The 18,611-nt window shown below is 74.7% G+C and carries 14 protein-coding genes; 8 read left to right on the top strand and 6 right to left on the bottom strand.

Annotated elements, in window-relative coordinates; all coding sequences use genetic code 11:
* Positions 1 to 2 precede the first annotated feature (2 nt).
* The 3 genes from ACZ6Y7_RS08015 (at position 3) to ACZ6Y7_RS08005 (ending at position 5,091) form a co-directional block, all read left to right on the top strand.
* Positions 3 to 3,074: a helix-turn-helix domain-containing protein gene (locus ACZ6Y7_RS08015; protein WP_465756983.1), complete on the top strand. Its 3,072-nt coding sequence runs from the start codon at positions 3 to 5 to the stop codon at positions 3,072 to 3,074.
* A gap of 156 nt (positions 3,075 to 3,230) precedes the next feature.
* Positions 3,231 to 3,764, top strand: coding sequence for a hypothetical protein (locus tag ACZ6Y7_RS08010; protein WP_465756982.1), 534 nt, complete (start codon positions 3,231 to 3,233; stop codon positions 3,762 to 3,764).
* Between the two features lie 202 nt (positions 3,765 to 3,966).
* The gene (locus tag ACZ6Y7_RS08005) at positions 3,967 to 5,091 is read left to right on the top strand and encodes a DUF4185 domain-containing protein (RefSeq protein ID WP_465756981.1); all 1,125 of its coding nucleotides are present in this window, start codon (positions 3,967 to 3,969) and stop codon (positions 5,089 to 5,091) included.
* Between the two features lie 81 nt (positions 5,092 to 5,172).
* On the opposite strand, the gene ACZ6Y7_RS08000 is transcribed toward ACZ6Y7_RS08005, so the two are convergent.
* Positions 5,173 to 5,802, bottom strand: coding sequence for an LppU/SCO3897 family protein (locus tag ACZ6Y7_RS08000; RefSeq protein WP_465756980.1), 630 nt, complete (start codon positions 5,800 to 5,802; stop codon positions 5,173 to 5,175).
* Between ACZ6Y7_RS08000 and ACZ6Y7_RS07995 the strand changes: the two genes are divergently transcribed.
* The 3 genes from ACZ6Y7_RS07995 to ACZ6Y7_RS07985 all read left to right on the top strand — a co-directional run bounded on the left by ACZ6Y7_RS07995 (position 5,789) and on the right by ACZ6Y7_RS07985 (position 9,888).
* Positions 5,789 to 5,926 (top strand): hypothetical protein, encoded by a 138-nt coding sequence (locus ACZ6Y7_RS07995; protein WP_465756979.1) that lies wholly within the window; start codon positions 5,789 to 5,791, stop codon positions 5,924 to 5,926. The genes ACZ6Y7_RS08000 and ACZ6Y7_RS07995 overlap by 14 nt on opposite strands.
* A gap of 501 nt (positions 5,927 to 6,427) precedes the next feature.
* Positions 6,428 to 8,365 carry a glycoside hydrolase family 5 protein gene (locus tag ACZ6Y7_RS07990; protein ID WP_465756978.1) on the top strand — a complete coding sequence of 646 codons (1,938 nt, stop codon included), beginning with the start codon at positions 6,428 to 6,430 and terminating at the stop codon, positions 8,363 to 8,365.
* A gap of 578 nt (positions 8,366 to 8,943) precedes the next feature.
* Positions 8,944 to 9,888 carry a tetratricopeptide repeat protein gene (locus ACZ6Y7_RS07985; protein ID WP_465756977.1) on the top strand — a complete coding sequence of 315 codons (945 nt, stop codon included), beginning with the start codon at positions 8,944 to 8,946 and terminating at the stop codon, positions 9,886 to 9,888.
* Positions 9,889 to 9,921: 33 nt separating this feature from the next.
* On the opposite strand, the gene ACZ6Y7_RS07980 is transcribed toward ACZ6Y7_RS07985, so the two are convergent.
* Entirely contained in the window at positions 9,922 to 11,907 is a 1,986-nt protein-coding gene (locus ACZ6Y7_RS07980) for an AfsR/SARP family transcriptional regulator (RefSeq protein WP_465756976.1), read from the bottom strand.
* A gap of 144 nt (positions 11,908 to 12,051) precedes the next feature.
* Between ACZ6Y7_RS07980 and ACZ6Y7_RS07975 the strand changes: the two genes are divergently transcribed.
* Positions 12,052 to 13,065: an alpha/beta fold hydrolase gene (locus ACZ6Y7_RS07975; RefSeq protein ID WP_465756975.1), complete on the top strand. Its 1,014-nt coding sequence runs from the start codon at positions 12,052 to 12,054 to the stop codon at positions 13,063 to 13,065.
* Positions 13,066 to 13,331: 266 nt separating this feature from the next.
* The gene (locus tag ACZ6Y7_RS07970; RefSeq protein WP_465756974.1) at positions 13,332 to 14,603 is read left to right on the top strand and encodes an MFS transporter; all 1,272 of its coding nucleotides are present in this window, start codon (positions 13,332 to 13,334) and stop codon (positions 14,601 to 14,603) included.
* A gap of 71 nt (positions 14,604 to 14,674) precedes the next feature.
* On the opposite strand, the gene ACZ6Y7_RS07965 is transcribed toward ACZ6Y7_RS07970, so the two are convergent.
* From ACZ6Y7_RS07965 to ACZ6Y7_RS07950, 4 genes are all read right to left on the bottom strand, one after another.
* Complete coding sequence (locus ACZ6Y7_RS07965) at positions 14,675 to 15,550, bottom strand: helix-turn-helix transcriptional regulator (protein ID WP_465756973.1); 876 nt, start codon at positions 15,548 to 15,550, stop codon at positions 14,675 to 14,677.
* 138 nt (positions 15,551 to 15,688) lie between these two features.
* Positions 15,689 to 16,531, bottom strand: coding sequence for a class I SAM-dependent methyltransferase (locus tag ACZ6Y7_RS07960; RefSeq protein ID WP_465756972.1), 843 nt, complete (start codon positions 16,529 to 16,531; stop codon positions 15,689 to 15,691).
* Positions 16,532 to 16,559: 28 nt separating this feature from the next.
* Positions 16,560 to 18,062: a 4-hydroxyphenylacetate 3-hydroxylase family protein gene (locus ACZ6Y7_RS07955; RefSeq protein ID WP_465756971.1), complete on the bottom strand. Its 1,503-nt coding sequence runs from the start codon at positions 18,060 to 18,062 to the stop codon at positions 16,560 to 16,562.
* Positions 18,059 to 18,592, bottom strand: coding sequence for a flavin reductase family protein (locus tag ACZ6Y7_RS07950; RefSeq protein WP_465756970.1), 534 nt, complete (start codon positions 18,590 to 18,592; stop codon positions 18,059 to 18,061). The genes ACZ6Y7_RS07955 and ACZ6Y7_RS07950 overlap by 4 nt, the downstream gene beginning before the upstream one ends.
* Positions 18,593 to 18,611: the final 19 nt, after the last annotated feature.

The following is an 18,611-nucleotide window of genomic DNA, read 5'->3' as shown; positions in this document are numbered from 1 at the left end:
GGATGGTCGGACGGCCCAAGAAGGCGGTGCAGCCGGGCGCACCGGGCGCGGAGCTCGCCCACTACCTGCGGGAGCTCCGCGAGCACAGCGGCAGGACGTACACCCAGATGCGGGAGGCCGGGGGCCCGTCGGAGTCGACCCTCTCCCGCACCGACACGGGGCGGCTCCAGAAGTGGTGGGCGGTCGAGGCCTACGTCCGGGCCTGCGGAGCCGGTGCCGCCAAGCGGCGCAGGGCCCGCGAGCTGTGGGAGAAGTCGGTGGCCCGCCCCGCGGAGGAACCGGGCCGCGACGGAACCGTCGACCGATGGCGGGATCCCCGTGACCTGAGCGCACCGCACCACCTCGGCGAGGCCATGCGGGCCGCCCGCGCCGCGTGCGGCAATCCCACCTTCCGCGAGCTCGCGCAGCGGGCCGAGGAGGCCGGCGTGCCGCTCTTCCGCAGCACGATGAACGACGCGATGCGCCCCGGCAAGGTGCCGGGACTTCGGGTGTTCTGCGACTTCATGCGGGTGATCGCCAGGTACCCGAACGCACCGGCGACGGCCCGTGAGAACGCCCTCTGGGCGCAGGCCTGGCAGCGCGTCCAGGCCAGGGCCGAACGTGCCGCACGCCTCGAACGGCCCGAGCGGTCTGAGCGGTCTGAGCGGACCGAACGGGTCGACCGCACCGAGCGGATCGAGCGCACCGAGCGGATCGAGCGAGCCGAACCCGTCGACCGGGCCGACCGCGCCGAGCGGGCCCACCGCCCCGAGCAGGCCGACCCCGCCGCCCAACCGGCCGCGCACCCGCCGAGGCCGCCGTTCCGGCCCGTGCCGTCCCCGGGCGCGGCCGCCGCCCCGGGCCTGCCCGAGCACGGCGGCGCCGTCCGCAGACGCCGCAAGCAACGCGTGGTGAAGGCCCCCTGGACGCCGCCCGGCCCGCTCCGGGTGCTGATGGAGACGCTGCACGCCTCCTACCAGGCAGCCGGCGCCCCCTCGTTGACCGAGATCGTCACCGCCATCAGCTGGGACGACTCGCTCAGCGCGCTCCCCCAACGGGACACCGTCCACCGGGTGCTGCGCTCCGGCCGGCTGCCCACCGATCCCGACCACCCGGTGGCGGTGGCGGTCGCCCTCGCCTACCTGGCCGGTTCCGACACCCGGGCGGCCGCGACGCGGGTGCGCGCGCTGTGGGCGCAGGCCGCGGCGGAGCCGCCGTTCGGCCACGCCATCGGCGACCTGACCGACCCGCTGGCCCTCGGCGTCCACCCGACGTTCGACGTCCCGGACGAGCCCGGCGCCCTGCCGGAGATCGCCCCGTACATCGAACGCGGGCACGACCGCTTCCTCACCGCCGCCGTGCGGAGCGCGGTCGACGGCACCAGCGGGATCGTCGTCGCCCGCGGCGACGCGGAGACCGGCAAGACCCGCAGCTGCTGGGAGGCCGTCCGGACCCTGCCCGAGGGCTGGCGCCTGTGGTACCCCGCGGATCCCTCGGACGCCCGGGGCGTGCTCCACGCGCTGGCGTCCGCGGGCCCCGCCACCGCGGTCTGGCTGGACCGGATCGACCGCTACCTCGACCCCGCGCAGGAGGAGCTCGCCCAGGAGTTCCAGGACGCGATCCGGTCGGTCCTGTCCGACCGCCGGCGGGCCCCGGTCCTGGTGATCGGCACCGTCGCGAGCACGGCCGACGTACTCCAGCGCCCGGACCGCGGGGTGCGCGACGCCCTCGCCTCCGCCCGCAGGATGCTCGACCAGGCCTCCTTCGAGGTCCCGGCCACCTTCACCGCCGACGAGCGCCGCGCCCTGCAGGAACTCGCCGGCCACGACCTGCGGTTGGCCATGGCCCAGGCCGAAGCCCGGGGCGCGGTCGCGCAGTACCTGACGAACAACCGGGCCGCCCCGGTCCCCCGGAAGACCAGCACCTTCCGCACCGCCGTCGCCGAGGCCGACACCGACACCCTCGTGGTCGGCGCCGCGGTCCTCGAAGCCAGCGGCCGGACCACCGAGGCCGCCACCTGGTACCAGGCCGCGGCCGAGGCCGGCGACACCCAGGCGTTCCAACCCGCCGCGACCCTGCTGAGCGAGAACGGCTCCCTGTCGGAGGCGATCTCCTGGCTCCGCGAACAGGCCGGGACGGACGACGCCAACGCCGCCCTGGAGGCCGGCCACTGGCTGCGGCAGAAGGGCAGGGACGAGGAGGCCATCACCCTCTACCAGCGGGCCGCCCGGAGCGAGGGACAGGGGCAGGGACAGGGGCAGGCCATCCGGTCCGCGGCCTCCCTCCTGCGCCGCAACGGCCGCACCGAGGAGGCCCTCGCCTGGCTGCGCGAACGCGCCGAGCAGGGCGACACCAGCGCCCTGATGGAGCAGGCCAGCCTGCTCTGGAACACCGGCGACCGGGACGCCGCCCTGCGCTGCTACCGGAAGGCCGCGGAGGCGGGCGAGACCACCGCGCTGCTGGAGGCGGGCGAGTACCTGCACACCGCCGACGAGACGGCACAGGCGATGCGCTGGTACCGGCTCGCGGTCGAGGCGGGCAACGACGGCGGTCTGCGTCCGCTGGCCAACCTCCTCCGCGCGGAGGGGCACGACGAGGAGGCCCTGCACTACTACCAGCTGGCCGCGGACCGGCTGAACGACATGGTCGCCATGCGCCACGCCGCGTCCCTGTACCAGCTCACCCGCCGCCCGGAAATGGCCGTGATCTGGTACAAGAAGGCGGCCGCCCTCGGCGACGAGTCGGCCTTCATGCAGATCGCCGCGATCCACCAGCGCGCCCGGGACACCGACACCGCCCTCGCCTGGTACACCAAGGCGGCCGACTGCCGCCAGCGCGACGCCCACCGCGAAGCCGTCTGGATGCTCTGGGACGCCGGCCGCCTGGACGACGCCTTCGCCTGGCTGGACCGGCGCGTCCTCGCCGGGGACCGCAGGGCGGTCCGGGAGACGGCCGACCTGCTGCACGAGACCGGCCGGCTCACGGAGGCCCTCGACTGGTACCGGCGCGCCGCGGGCGAGGGCAGCGTCTACGCCGCCAACCGCGCCACGCACCTGCGGGAACAGCTCGACCGGCGCGAGCGCCAGGGGCGGTGAGGCCCGACCCGGCCCTCGCGCTCCCGTCCCGGCCACCTCGCCCTCCCCCGGCCGGACTCCTTCGTCGGCTGCGGCAAGCCCCCACGGCCACCGGCCCGCCCCTGACACCCCGGCCGGTCGCGGGGGTGTCGGCGGCGGGGGTTAGGGTCCTTGTCCATGGACGACGACACCGCCCGCTGGTACCGCCTCGCCGAGCTCCTCCCGGCCCCCGCCGCCCAGGACGTCAAGGACTGCTGGGACATCGGGGAGCAGGAGAGCGGGCTCGGGATGCTGGTCGAGGGCCTGCTCGCCCGCCAGATCCCGGTCGCCGCGGCGGACCGGGCGCGGATCGCCGTGCTCGCCGAGCAGTGGGGCGTCCGCGAACAGCTCACCCCGGGCCTCGTGCGCTGCCTGGGCGACGGCGGTCCCGCCCCGCTGCAGCTGCTCGACGACGGCGACGAGGTCGAGGTGGTGACGGACTGGCCGGAGCCCGAGCTGGCGAAGCTGGTGCTGGTGCCGTGGATCGGTTGCACCCGCTGCGGCCGGATCCTGCTGCGCGCCCACACCTGGGAGCCCTGGGACGACCTCTCCTTCCGCGCCGAGCACTACGTGATCAGCACGCCGGAGCGCGCCTCGGCGCAGCGGATCTTCGCCTTCGACTCCGTCGCCGAGGCCTTCGCCGAGCTGCTGCACGGCTGCCCGGAGGCCTGACCGGGCCGACCGGGCCGACCGGGCCGACCGGGCCGACCGCGGGCCCGACTTCCCGTCAACTCCGCCCGTACATGCGCCGTTTGAGTGAAAGTTCGTCCACCGAGCGCGGGAACGGCGGCGGGCCGCCGTACCCTCGGTGGCGATCCGTCCGCAGCCGCAGGAAGCTGCCGGAACTCCCCGATCCGGAAAGGCCGTCGACGACATGACCCACGCAACGGGCGGGAACGACGCGACGACCGGCGGGCCGTCCCGCCGCGGGCTCCTCAAGCTCGGCCTCGGGGTCGCCCTCGGGGCGGGAGCCATCGGCGCCCGCACTCCGGCCGCGGTCGCCAACGGGCCGTACGACCCGACCAGTCCGACGATCGCGGTCAAGCTGAAGAACCTCAGCGGGCCGGTCGAGACCGGTCCGCTCGGTGCGCCGTGGACCGACCTCGGCATCCCCGTCCGGTGCCCCGACGGCAGCATGCTCTTCGTCTGCGGCGACACCTTCGACGGCGACCGGGTCGGCACCGGCCAGTGGAACGCCCCGGTCGGCCTGCGCTCCGGCAGCGCGGACCTCCACAACCTGCGCATCGACGGCATCGTCCGCGGTGACCACGGCATCAGCCTCGTCGAGGAGCCGCACACCCCGGTCGGCGAGGGCTTCACGACGGCGATCCCGTCCGACGCCTTCGTCGTCGACGGCGTGATGTACCTGCACCTGATGCGCGGCGTCATCTACGACACCCACCACACCGACTTCTGGCGCTCCACGGACAACGGGCAGTCCTGGGAATACCTGTGCCAGTGGCCCGGCGACCTGCACGGCGGGCAGTTCCAGCAGAAGACCTACGCCGTCGCCGACGACGGGTACTGCTACGTCCTGTCCACCGTCTTCAACCGCGAGGTGGAATCGGGCATGCTGCTCCACCGGGTCCGGAAGGAGAGCCTCGGCGACCCGGCCGCCTACGAGCCGTGGGGCTACGCCGACGGCGGCTGGCGCTGGAACGCCCCCGCCCCGACCACCGTCTTCGGCACCCGCAAGTGGGGCGAGCTCTGCTTCCGCGCCATGGACGGCAAGTACGTCCTCACGTGGCTGAACATGGACCCGCTGTCGATCCGGGCGATGGTCTTCCCGCTCCCGACCTCCGATCTGACCAGGACGTTGGAGCAGGCCATGATCCTCCCCGGCGCCCCCGGCCAGGAGGTCGGCAACCTGGTGGCCAGCCCGTACGGCGGCTTCGTCGTGCCCGGCTCGACCTTCGGTGACTTCCACATCGTCGTCAGCCAGTGGTACGACCCGACGAACTACCGGATCATGCAGTACCGGATCGGGCTGCTCTCCTGAGTCCGCGTTCGGGTGTCCGGGCGTCCCGGACGCCCGAACACCCGCGCCGCCCGGTCAGCGCCGCCGGCCCGGTCGGCCCGCTCAGCCCGCCGGAGTGAGGGTCAGTTTCGGACGCGGCTTGAGGCTCGTCAGGCACAGCAGGTACTTGTCGCTCCCCCGCTTGTACGTGAAGTAGCTGTCGGCGTCGGGGTACTTGCGGCACTCCGCCTCACCGTCGGTCGTGTCGTCGGCCCGGCCGACGACACGGGCGTCCGCCTGCGGGTCGGAGCAGCGGACCACCGTGACGCTCGGGTGGTCGTCGTCGAAGCCGGACAGGGCGAGCGGGCTGCTGTTGTGGATGCAGTCGCCCGCCTTGGCGAACTCGGGGTCGTCCTTCAGCATGACGAAGAGCAGTGTGACGAGGACCGCCGGGATCACCAGGCCGACGATCGTGGGCCGCAGGTAGACCGGCTTGCCGGTGTCCATCGGCGTGCCGGGGGCACCGGGGACCGGCTCGGACAGCTTGTTGATCTTCAACCGCTGCGGGACGTTGACCAGCATGACGATCGGGTTGATGATCATCGACGGGATGCCCCACCAGCCCTGCCAGAGGCTGTCGGAGGTCATCTCCCGGTGGGTGGCGATGCCGCAGCTGCGGCAGAACGGGCCCCGGCGCTTGAGGTAGCGCAACACGACGACGAAGCCCTGGTGCCCGCGAATGGTGGCGTTCACCGCCGGGACGGAGCCGCAGACGGCGCAGGTGAGCTGCCCCTCCCCGTACCCGGGCGCCCCCTGGAGCGGGGCGGTGGACGCGGTCTCCGCGGGCGCGGTGGTGCCGGGCAGCTCGGCAGAGTGAGTGGAAATGGTGAATCCCCCGTGGTGATCAAGAAAGTGTGCCGGGGAAATCTACCGCCCTTCGAACACCGGGAACGGACCAACGGCCCCCCGAGGACCGGAAGGTCACCGAACCGTGATCACAAACCGGTCGTCCGGGGCGAATTCCCGGCAGACCGCGGCCGCGGTCCAGAGGCGCCCGCCAGGCCCCGGTCGACGTCCCCGGCAGGCGGTACCGCGACGCACCCGACCGGGGAGCCCGAACGCACCGGCGCCGCTCCGGCCGCCGACGGGCGGCACAGTCGGTCCCCCCGTCGTCGCCCGGCCGTCGCGCGTCCGGTCGGCGCGCCGCCGCTGGGTCCTCCTCCTCGGCCCGCGAGGCGCTGAGGGGCCCGCGACCACCTCGATGGCCTCCCCCTCCCGGAAGCACTCCTCCCGTCTCCGGGCCGTCGACGCGGAGTTCCCCTCGGCCGCGTGGGGAATGAATGATGGTCATCCATTCCCTCACTCACTCGGGACGACCATGAACACGCTCGTGCGTCGCGCACTGGCAGCGGGGGCAGCCCTGCTGGCGTGCGTCGCCATGACGACGGGGACCGGCGCCGCCGCTCCCTCCGGCGCCGCTCCGTCCGCGCCCGCCCCCGTCGCGCTCACCGGGCCCCAGCTGGCGGCCTCCTGGACCGGTCCGCTCAGCACCCGGGGGCGGTACGTCGTCGACGCCACCGGCGACCGGTTCAAACTGCGGTCCGGCAACTGGGCCGGGGCGCAGGGCACGTGGGAGGGCAGCGGCTCCACCACCGACCCGGCGAACAACCAGGCCGGCCAGGTCTCGTACAACCTGCCGCTCGGTCTGGACCGCGCCCCGATCCCCGACATCCTGGCCGGTTTCCACCGCCTCGGCGTCAACAGCATCCGGTTGCCCTTCGCCAACGCGATGATCCACGACACCGCCCCCGTCCCGGACGTCGCCGTCGCCGCCAACCCGCAGTTGCGGGGCCGGACCCCGCTGCAGGTGTACGACGCCGTGGTGTCCGCGCTGACCGACGACGGCTTCGCGGTCATCCTGAACAACCACACCACCAGCTACCGGTTCTGCTGCGGCCTGGACGGCAACGAGCGCTGGAACAGCGGTCAGTCCACCCAGCAGTGGGAGGACGACTGGGTCTTCCTGGTGAGCCGCTACAAGGCGAACAAGCGGGTGGTCGGCGCCGACCTGCGCAACGAGGTCCGCCGCGACACCTGGGACGACCCCAACTGGGGCATGGGCGACGGCCACGACGAGTACGCCGCCTTCGAGGAGGCCGGCAACCGCATCCTCCAGGCCGACCCCGACCTGCTGATCATCATGGAGGGCATCAACTGGTACGGCATCCCGGCCGCGCCGTTCAGCCACGGCCGCCCCATGCTCACGCCGGTCCGCACCCTCTCGCACACCCTGCTCGACTCCGGCAAGCTGGTCTACTCGGCGCACTTCTACGCCTACACCGGCCCGGCCAACACCGGTGCGGCCGGCGGGCCCGGTGCCACCAGCGACCCGCGCTACCAGGACTTCACCCCCGACCAGTTGGCGCAGGTGGTCGACGACGAGGCCCTGTTCGTCACCCGGTCCGGGCAGCACTTCACCGCCCCGGTGTGGATCAGCGAGTTCGGCGCCGGCGGCCGCGGCGACACCGACGCCAAGGCACACGCGTGGTTCGACGCCTTCACCGCGATCCTGGCCGCGAACGACACCGACTTCGCCGTGTGGCCCCTGGTCGGCTGGCAGAACGCCGGTGTCCCGAAAGACAGTTGGGCGCTGCTCTCGTACGACTCGGCCGGCCGGTCACTGAGCCTGGAGGATCCGGGTGACTGGCGCGCTCCGTACTGGAACCGGTTGGTCACCGCCCCCTCCCGCACCGGGGCCGTCGCCCCGGTGGACCACTGGAACCTGCTCGACCTCGACCACGCCGACCAGAACGCCTCCCGGCGCATGCTCGCCCTGCCGGACTGGAGCAGCGGCAACCGGAAGGGCAACTGCCCGGACGGCCAGCGCCTGACCGGCCTCGGCCGCGGCAGCAGCCGGGGCCTGTGCACGGACTCCGGCGAGCCCGCGACCGGCGGCGCCGGCTGGACGACCGTCACCGACGAGCGCTACGTCACCGGCGGCGACTGGGCCTCCGGCTACAACAAACTCCAGTGCCCGGACGGCCAGTTCGCGGTCGGCTACAGCGTGCACGGCAACGCGATGTCCGCCCTGCTCTGCGCACCGGCGGCCGCGGCGCTGCCGACCGGCGGTCGCGGCGTGTGGTTCGACCACGGCGACAACCGGCCCGCCGGCGGCGGCTCGACGGGCAGCGACTGGGCGCCCGGCTCCTACAAGGGCCAGTGCGCCGACGACGAGTACCTGGCGGGCGTCGCCTACACCTGGAAGTGGCTGCACTACGGCGTCCCGGACGCCCTGCTCTGCCGCCCGATGCGCTGACGTAGCATCACACCCTCCTCGCCACACGGCTGTTCGTCCGACGCTGGACGGATGTCCCCGAAACGGTCCTCCCACTGGACGATTGTCAGGTCTGGGCCGCCGGCCGGGCGGGCATACCAACGGTATTCGGCGACGGGCCCGGCGGCGACTCCCCCACGAGTCCCACCGGGCCCCAGCCGGCCACCGGGCCTGACCGCGACTCCCCCCACGGAGCAGCGGCCGGGCCCGTATCCTTTGTTCAACCAGCGACACGCAGAGTACATGTCATCTCTACCCAGCGCTACCTGGGCGGGCGGATCGCCTCGCCGCAGCCTGATTCCAGCCACCGCTCTACCACCCGCATCCGGCCACCCCCACCCGGAATCTCCGCCGCGCCCCCGCCCTCGGGAACCGAGGGCGGGAATGGCGGACTCCGGGATTCACCCCCCTCCCTCCGGAGGTCAGAGGGCGGGCACCACCCCGACCGGGCCCCCGCGCTCGATCGCCGTACGGAGCGGTAGGTTCACCGCATTCCCGGCAACCTGAATATTCCATTCCGGGGTCTGTCCGAAATTCACCCCGGGCCCTAAGCTGCGCCCGTGTCGCTCTTCCGAAGAATCCGCTCCTCCGGCCCCAGCCTGCGCCCCGAGCTCGACGACGTCGACCTCGGCCGCGTCCGGCGACAGCTCAAGTCGCCGGGCCTGCCTGGTCAGAATTCCATCCAGGTCGACCAGGTCGAACGGCTGCTGCGGGAGACCGGCGCGGACTGGGACCGACGCGGGCACCGTTTCGCCGTCCTCGCCGAGGCGGCCGCGCCTTCGTCGCTCGCGCGCAGCTGGCGTCTGCGGCGCCCGCAGAATCCGGACGCGCAGATATTCGAGGCGTGGGTCGAACTGTTCCGCGGCCGGCACGCGGGGCGGATGGAAGACCCCCGTTCGGCGGCCGACCACTGCTACCGCGCGGCCGAGCTCGCGCCCGAGGATCCGACGCCCTGGGTCGTGCTGCTCGGAATCCTGCGCCTGATCCGCGCCGAATCGCGCGACGCCCTCGCCGTCTGGAACGAGATCACCGCACGCGACCCGTGGAACCGCGAGGCCCACCTGCAGATGCTGCGCTACCTCTCGCCCGAGGAGTGCGGCTCCCGCAGCGCCCAGCTCAACTTCGTGGACACCGTCCGCTCCTCGACTCCCCCGACCGCTCCGGCGGCCGTGGTGGAGCTCACCGCCCTGGTGGACGAGCACGCCCGTACCACCGCGGGCGGCGGCGTCGAGGCGCTGCTGGTCCGCCGCCAGTGGACGCACGCCCGCGCGGTCACCGCGCTCGACACCGCCCTGCGCGAGTGGTCCCGGCCCGGCGGACTGGAACACGCGGCGGCCCCGGCCGACCTCAACCTGCTGGCCTTCGCCCTGATCCAGGCCGGCCGCCCGGGCGAGACCGCCGAGGTGTTCCGCCGGATCGACGGCACCGTCACCGCCTGGCCGTGGAACCTCCTCGGCGACCCGCTGCAGCAGTTCACCTACTGGCACTCCCGCGTCCCGGCCTGACCCCGGACGACGAGCCCCACCGCGACGGGATCGTCAGAAACGACCGAGGTCCGGGAGCGAGTGTTCCCGCAGGGCCGTGGTGAGGGCCGCGAGGTGGTGGTCGACCGGGCCCAGGGTCAGCAGCCCACTCCCCGCGCCCGCCAGTTCACCGGCCGCGGGCAGCAGCCGTTCGCGCGCGCGGACCATCGATGCGCGGTCGGAGAGCTCGACGGCGAGCACGGCCTCCAGGCAGCAGCACGCCTCGTACAGCAGGTCGGCGGGCGGTTCCGGAAGCGCCCGCAGGGCGTCCCGTGCCCCGGCGCGGTCCCCGGCCGCCAGGAGGGCGAAGGGGGCGGCCCAGGGCCGGTACGGACCCCAGTCCTGCTCCAGGTCCACCGGAGGCCGTCGGCTTCCCCCGGCGATGCGCAGCGCGAGCAGGGCGAGCGGCAGCAGGCCGGTCTCCAGGCCCGGCATGCCCGCTCCGACGAGGCCCGCGGCCGCCGCACGGTAGGCCGCCTCGGCTTCGGCGGTGCGCCCCTGGACCGCCGAGCGCAGGGCCCGGTACCAGTCGGTGAACACCCCGACCAGGGGCAGTTCGTGACGGTCCGACAGTTCGTCGGCGGCGGCAGCGTGCCGGTCGGCGGCCGCGAAGTCGGCCGGCGCGCAGCTGGACTGGAGCCGGATCAGGTGTCCGAGCACCTCGTGGACGGTCAGGCCGTGCCGGGCCGCCAGATCCACCAACTCGGTTCCGATCGCGGCGCGTTCGGCCGCCATTCCGGCCCGGGTGCAGGACTGCATGAAGCGCCCGTTCAGCGCGAAGGCGAGCAGCGCCGGATCGCCCAGCCGGCGGGCGATCCCCTCCGCCTCGCGCGCCGCGCGCGGGGCCCGCGGTGCGCGGGTGCCGCGCGACTCCAGAGCGATCACCGCGAGCAGGCGGCAGCGGGCGGCTTCGTCGCCGGCGGGCAGTGCGGCCAGGGTGCGCTCGGCGGCGGCGACCACCCGGGCCGCCTGGTCGGGATCGTCGCTGCGGGTCCAGATCGCGGGGACGTCGAACGCGCCGATCACCCGGGCGGTGAGCTCCGGATCCCCGTACTCCTCGGCACCGGCGATGACCGCCAGCCGCTGGTCGCGGGCCGCGTGCAGGCCGTCGCCGCCGGTCACGGCGAGGCTGCGGATCAGGCCCACCGTGGTCTCCAGGCGCGCCCGCGCGCCGAGCGCCACCGTCCGGTCGTACGCCGTCGCCGCCTGGTGCCACAGCCGGGCCGCGGGTGCGTCGGCGGGCGGGTCGAGTTCCGGGGCCTGGGCGAGGATGTCCGCCTCCAGTCGGCGCAGCGCCCGGCCGGGGTCGAGGCCGAGGCCGTCCGCGAGGGCCGCCCGGGCCTCGCGCAGTGCGGCCAGGGCCTCGCCCTGGCGGCCCGTCCGGTACTGGGCGAGGGCCAGCAGCCGCCAGGCCTCCTCGCGCCAGGGGTGGTCGGCGAGGTGGGCGCGCAGGTCCGGGACGGCCTGCTCGGCGCGGCCGAGCGCGAGCAGTGCCGCGGCCCGCTGCTCGACCGCCCGCAGGCGCAGTTCGGTGAGCCGGGTCCGTTCGGCGCGGGCCCAGTCCGCCTCGGTGTGGTCGGCGTAGGCGGGGCCGCGCCACAGTGCGAGGGCCCGGTCGAGGAGGGGCAGCACCCGTTCGGCGGGCAGGCCCACCGCCTCCGTGACGGCCGTCTCGAACCGCCAGGCGTCCACGGCCCGCGGCTCCGGGCGCAGGACGTAGCCGGGCCCCTCGGTGGCCAGCAGGCGGGCGGGGGCGCGGGGCGGCCGCTCGGGTTCGAGCACGCGGCGCAGGTCGGCCACGAAGGTGCGCAGCGCGCCGACGGCGGCGGGCGGCGGATCGCTCCACAGGTCGTCGACGAAACGGGCGACGGGGACGACGCGGCGGCGGGCGACGATCAGCCGGGCCAGCACGGAGCGGTGCCGGGGGCCCTTCAGGGCGAGGGCGGTGCCGTCCCGCTCGGCGGTCAGCGGGCCGAGCACGCCGAAGGTGACCTGCGCCATCGTGCCCCTGCCTCCGGTCGACGTGTTCCGCGACGTGTTCCGCGACGTGTTCAGCGTTCGCGCTGGTCAGGCTATCGCGCTGATCGATTGCTGATCCGCGCCGGGCAGGCTCGTGGTGTCGTTCCCCGAGCGAGAGGCTCCGCCATGCACCCCACCGTTCCCGGCCCTGCCGCCGCCGTTCCCGGCCCTACCACGGCAGCTCCCGGCCCTGCCGGCGCAGCGCCCGACCCTGCCGTCGCCGTGCCCGGCGCCTCCGTCACCATTCCGGGCTTCGAGCAGCGACGCGTGCCCGTCGCCGACGGGGTCGTCCTGCACACGGCGGTCGGCGGCCAGGGCAGCCCGGTCGTCCTGCTGCACGGCTTCCCGCAGACCCACCTGATGTGGCGGCACGTCGCCGCCGACCTCGCCGCCGACCACACCGTGATCTGCCCCGACCTGCGCGGCTACGGCGCCAGCGACAAGCCCGCCGAGACCGCCGACGGCCTCGCCTACGCCAAGCGCACCATGGCCGCCGACATCGTCGCCCTGGCCGCCGCGCTCGGCCACGACCGCTTCGCGCTGGCCGGGCACGACCGGGGCGCGCTGGTCGCCTTCCGCGCGGCCCTGGACCACCCCGGGCGGGTCACCCACCTGGCCTCGCTGGACGTGCTGCCGACCCTCGACACCTGGGAGGTGATGCGGGGCGCCTCGGCCGCCGTCGGCTTCCACCTCTACCTGATGGCCCAGCCGCCGGGGCTCCCGGAGCGGATGATCGGGGCGGTCGCCGACGACTTCTTCGGGTACTTCCTCGACCTCTGGTCCGCCGACCCCGCCGCGATCCCCGCCGACGTGCGAGCCCACTACCTGGCCGCCTGCCGCGCGGCCGTTCCGTCCATCGTGGCCGACTTCCGCGCCACGGCCGGCATCGACGTCACCCACGACACCGCCGACCTCACCCGCGGCAACCGGCTGCGGATGCCCGTCACCGTCCTCCAGCAGGACTGGGGCGCCGCCCTCGGCTTCGACGCCGCCGCCCGCTGGCGCGCCTGGGCCCCGGACCTGGTCCACCGCACCGTGCGGTGCGGCCACTTCATGGCCGAGGAGGAGCCGGGCCTCGTCGCCGACGCCCTCCGCGCGCTGCTGGCCCGCCGGACGGACGGCGGCGAAGCGGGACGGTAGACACGCAGCCGGTGGCCGGGTAGGCGCAGCCGGTCCGCGTCGCCGCCGCCCCTCCCGGGAGGAGGCCACCCGGGAGGCAGCCACCCCGGGGAGGGGCCGGCCCGCTCAGCCTGTGACCCGGACTCACAGGATCACCGCCTGTCTGGTTGCCCGCCGCGCCGGTCCGCAGGATGGCCGCATCGGACGTCCCGTCAGCCGTCGCGGCCGCCTGCGCCTGCCGTCCGAGGGCCCGGCCGCGTCCCCGTACGTGAAGGTGGTACTTCGCCGTGAGCAGCATCTCCGATCCGCCCCGGCCCTCCGACCGGGCCGAGGACGTTCCCGAACTGCCCGCGCCGGCCGGGGGTTTCGACCGGTGGCGGTACGCCGGGGTGTTCCTCCTGCTGTTCCTGTTCGGCACCGAGACCTTCCTGGTCTCGCCGCTGCTGCCGACCATCGCGGACTCGGTCCACACCAGTGAGGCGGCCGCCGCGTCCAGCGTCACGGCCTACGTGCTGGTGTACGCCGTCGCGGCGCCGTTCCTCGGGTTGCTGAGCGATCGGCTGGGCCGCCGCCGCACCCTGCTGGCGGGCACGTTGCTGTTCGTGGTGTCGAACGCGGCGGCGGCGCTGTCCACCGGGCTGACGCTGCTGGTGGTCTCCCGGGCGGTGGCCGGGCTGGCGGCGGCCGCCGCCGGGCCGGCGATCTGGGCGCACATCGCGGAGACCGCTCCGGAGGCGGTGCGCGGGCGGGCGCTCGGACTCGGCATGGCGCTGTTCTCGCTCGGCCAGGTGATCGGGGTGCCGCTGGGCGGCTTCCTGGCCGGGCTGGCGGGGTGGCGTTCGGCGTTCTGGGCGCTGGCGATCGGGACGGCCGCGGCCGTGCCGCTGCTGCTGCGTCAGGTCGGGCGGAGTACGGCGCCGGCTCCGGCGGCGCGGGTGGGGGCCGTCCGGGCGATCCTGGCGGGCTGGGCCGATCCGACGCTGCGCCGGGCGCTGCTGGTCAACACCGTCTTCCACACGGCCAATCTGGGCGCCTACACCTTCCTCGGCGCACTGCTGGTGCAGCGCTTCGACCTGTCCGTGCAGGCACTCGGACTGGTCGGCGTGCTGGTCGGTGCGGGCAGCATGACCGGCTCGCTGCTGGGCGGGCGGCTCGGTGACCGGGCCAGGACGGCGGGGCGCTCGGACCTTCCGCTGCTGCCGCTGTGGGGCCTGCTGCTGGCGGTGGGCGTCGCGGTGGCGGCCACCGGGCCGGGCCTGGTGCTCGCGCTGGCCGGGGTGACGCTCTGGTTCGTCGCCTCGGGCGGCTTCGTGACGGACCAGCAGACCCTGGCGGGCACCATCGCGCCGGAGCTGCGGGCGACCTCCAGCGCGTGGCTGACCTCGACCATGTACGCGGGCACCGGGGTCGGCGCCTGGGCGGTGGGCGCCTTCGGCGACGTCGCGGACGGCACGCTGCTGATCGGCGCCGGGCTGGCGCTGGTGGCGGCGCTGGGCGGCCTGGCGGTGAGCGTGGGACTGCGCAGGGCCGGCGCGACGACGCCCGCGACCGACGCCTGAGGGCCGCTCGGCCGACACCTGGCCCAACCGACGACCCGCCCGGCCGACACCTGGCCCGGCCGACGCCCCGCTCAACCGACCCTCCGCTCCCCCTCCACGCCGCCGACCGCGCGCAGCGGGTTCTCGACCAGTTCGGACATCCGCGCCCGGTCGGCGGCGTCGGTCGGCGTGAACAGCAGGACGGTCGCCGAGGGATCGTCCACCGGGTGGAAGGAGGACAGGGTCAGCCGGACGGGGCCGAGGCCGGCCGGCTCCACGGTGACGGTACGGACGGTCAGCTCCGCCACCGAGTGGCAGCCCCACCAGTGGCGGAGCTCCGGCGCGTCCTCGTCCAGGCGGCGGTAGACCTCGCCGGTGCGCGGCTCGGCCAGGGCGGGGCCGGCCTGGGCGCGGAAGTGCTGGAAGACGTTCATCGCGAGCGGCTCCCAGTCCCGCAGCACCGCGCGCACCCGCCGGTCGGCGGCCATCACCCACATCAGGTTGCGGCGGTCCGCGGGCACGAACTCGGGCGAGCCCCAGAGCGCCGCCCACGCCGCGTTCCAGCCGCGCAGGTCGAAGTGGCGGTCCAGCAGGACGGCCGGGCTGACGGGCCAGGAGTCGAGGACGGGCTGGATGGCTCGGACGACGCGGTCCTCGCCGTCCGAGCCGCCGACCGGTGCCGGCTCGTGGAAGCCGGCCAGGCGCAGGGCGTGCCGCAGGCCGGCGTCGTCCAGCTTGAGCACCCGGGCGATCGCCTCCAGCACCTGCCGGGAGGCGGCGACCCTCCCCTGCTCGACCCAGGTGTACCAGGCCAGTCCGACGCCGGAGAGCGAGGCGACCTCCTCCCGGCGCAGGCCGGGGGTACGGCGGCGGGTGGTGGCGGTGAGGCCCACGTCGGCGGGCTTGAGGAGTTCGCGGTGGGCGCGCAGGAAGGCGCCGAGTTCCCGTCCGGCGGGGGGAGTTGACACGGTGGCTCCTCGGCCGTGGTCGGTGCTGCGGTTTCTGGGACAGGCCCCAGCGTAGGCGTGGCCCGCCGCTCGTCCCAGGGATGAGCGGCGGGCTACACACACTGTTAACGGGAGGCCGCCCCTGAGGGGAGAAGAACCCTATCGGGCGACCAGCGTCCAGAGCCGGACCGGCATGTGGCTGACGTGCCCGCGCTCCCGCTGCCGCTGCCAGGCGCTCTCGCCGACGGCGTGGAAGAACGCGGCCCGCTGCTCCTCCGGCACCAGGCGGCTGTAGTAGTCGCCGAAGGTGGCGGCGTGGAAGTGCTCGTACTGCGCGGCGCTGTCCACGGTGACGACGGCGTCGCGCTCCCGGTGACCGGCCACCGCCAGGTGCGGCCCGAGGAGCGCCGTGAGGTCCTCGACGGTCCTGGTGCGGGTCGCGATCGGCAGCACCCCGCCGCGCGCGAACAGGGCCGGCACCTCCTCCTGCGGGGTGCCGAGGGCCACCAGGGCGTCGCGGACCAGCTCGTCCTCTCCGCCGAGGCCGTGCGCGTCCCGGGCGGGGTGGTAGGTGGTGAGCAGGAAGCGGCCGCCGGGGGCGAGGTGGGCGGCGGCCCAGGCGAAGATCCGCTCCTCGTCCGGGTACAGCCAGTGCAGCACCGAGGTCTGGGTGATCACCTCGGCGCGGTACGGCAGCGGCTCGGGCGCGGTGAGGTCCGCCGGGTGCAGGGCGACCCGCTCCCCGTACGGCCGCAGCCGGGCGGCGGCCTCGGCGATCCGGTGCTCGGAGCGCTCCAGGCCGACCGCTCGGCGCAGGCCGGGGAAGCGTTCCAGTGCCTCCTGCAGCAGTTGGCCGATGCCGCTGCCCAGGTCGATCAGGGTCTCGGGGGCGCCGGTGACCTGGTCGAGCACCCAGTCCCGGTCCTGGACCTGGCGCAGCCGGCTGGCGTCGGCGTACCCGGCGAGGGTGCGGGCCTGGATCTCGACGGCGGACGTGCTCACTGCTGCTCCTCCTCGACGGCGGACGTGCTCATTCCTGCTCCTCCTCGACGGCGGCGGGCCGGTCGTCGACCAGGTGCAGCAGGCGTGCGCGGGCCTCGCTCTGGTCGTACCGCTTGAAGATGTTGATCCGGTTGCGGGTCAGGTCGCCGCGGTGGACGTACTCGTAGAGGTCCTGGCGCTGGCCGAAGCCGTCGCCGGTGAGCTCCCAGGCGATGCGGAACAGCCGGGACTTGCGTTCGGCGTCGATGCCGCGTCCGCGCATGTAGCGGTCCAGGTGCGGGCGCAGCCGGGGGTTGTCGAGGTCGGCGGCGGTGGGCTGGATCAGCAGTCCCGAGGCTCCGATCCGGCGGACGATCTCCACGGCGCTGCCGGCCACCTCGGCCGACCAGACCCGGGAGGCGGCGGTGTCGCCGGGCGCGAACAGGCCGCCGTCGGTGAGCCCGCCGCGGGCCTCGGCGGCGTCCAGGAAGTACTCGGTGAGCTCGGCGAAGCCGGCCAGGCGGCCGAGGTCCTCCTGGATGTTGCGGAAGCCGTCCACCCCGATCGACTCCGCCACGAGGGTGGCGGTGGCGAGCAGGGTGCGCAGCCGCTCGCGGTAGCGGATGTGGCCGACGTAGGCGCTCCAGGCGTTGATCCGGCCGAGGCCGAGCCGGGCGAGGCCGGCGTCGCGCAGCAGGAAGACGCGCTCCCAGGGCACCAGGACGTCGTCGAAGAAGAGCATCGCGTCCTGCTCGTCGTACCGCGCGCCGAGCGGGTGGGCGTGGCCCCAGGGAGCGCTGCCGAGCGGTTCGCGGGCGAGCGTGACCAGGCCGGGGGTGTTGAGCGGCAGGGCGAACCAGGTCACGAACTGCTCGCCGCGGCCCTCGGTGAAGGAGGCCGAGAGGTAGACCAGCACCTCGTGGGCGAGCGGCGCGAGGGTGGTGAGCTGTTTGGCGCCGCGCACCACGATGCCCCGGTCGTTCTCCTCGACGACCCGCAGGGCGAGGTCCGGGTCGTCGAGCGGGTTCGCGGAGCGGTCGATCTGCGGGTCGCCGAGGGCGTGCGAGAGGACCAGGTCGTTGGTCGCGCAGTGGCGGTACCAGGCTTCGGCGTTGGCGCCGAAGCGCGGGTCGGCCTCGGCCAGGCGGTGCCGGAAGTCGTACACGCCGACGGCGATGGAGGCCATGAAGGCGGGCGAGCGGCCCTGCTGCCCGAGGGCCTCGGCGTGCCAGAACTCCGCGCTGCGGCGCTGGAGCCGGAGGTCGTCCAGGGTGCGCGGGGGCTGGTAGGCGCGGGCCAGTCGCAGTCCGCTGTCCGGGTCCTTCCAGGTGAGCAGGTCGCGGTGCTCGGGGTGGTGCTGGAGGTCGAGCAGCCGGGCCAGTTCGTCGACGGCCGGCCGGAAGGCGGGGTGCTCGGCGGGGTCGGTGATCCGTCGGCCGTCGAGGTAGAGCTCGCGGCCGTCGTCGAGTTCGGCCCGGTAGCGGTCGCCGGTGAGCAGGCCTCGGGCGGTGGCGGGCGCGCCGCGACCGGTGGCGGTGTCCAGCAGTGTCATGCGCCAACTCCGGTGGTGGTGAGGGGGTTCGGGGCCAGTACGCGGTACCGGCCGTCGTGGTAGAGGAGGGGTGCGCCGTCGCCGCGGGCCGCGGCGGCGACCCGGCCGACCAGCAGGGTGTGGTCGCCGCCCGGCAGGGCGGCGTGCAGCCGGCAGTCGAACCAGGCCAGGGCGGACTCGACGAGCGGCGCCCCGGTGGCGGCCGTCCCCATCGGTACGGCCGTGAAGGCGCCGAGCGCCCGCCCGGCGCCGGGGGCGGCGAACCGCCGCGCGACGCTTTCCTGACGGTCCGTCAGGACCGACAGGCCGAACCGTCCGGCGGCCCTGACGGCGGTCACCAGGGGGCTGTGCCGGCCGACCGCGACGGTGACCAGCAGCGGGTCGAGGGAGAGGGTGCTGAAGGAGGAGACCGTCTTGGCGAAGACCTCCTCGCCCGCCCGGGTGGTGACCACGGCGACCCCGCTGGTCCAGCCCCGGGAGGCGGCCCGGAAGTCCTCTTCGGTGGCCTGCCCGGCGAGACCTTCCGCCACCCGCACGTCCCGTGCGGCC

It is taken from the genome of Kitasatospora sp. NPDC053308, from assembly GCF_055585785.1.
This window is presented reverse-complemented; position numbering and strand designations above follow the sequence as displayed.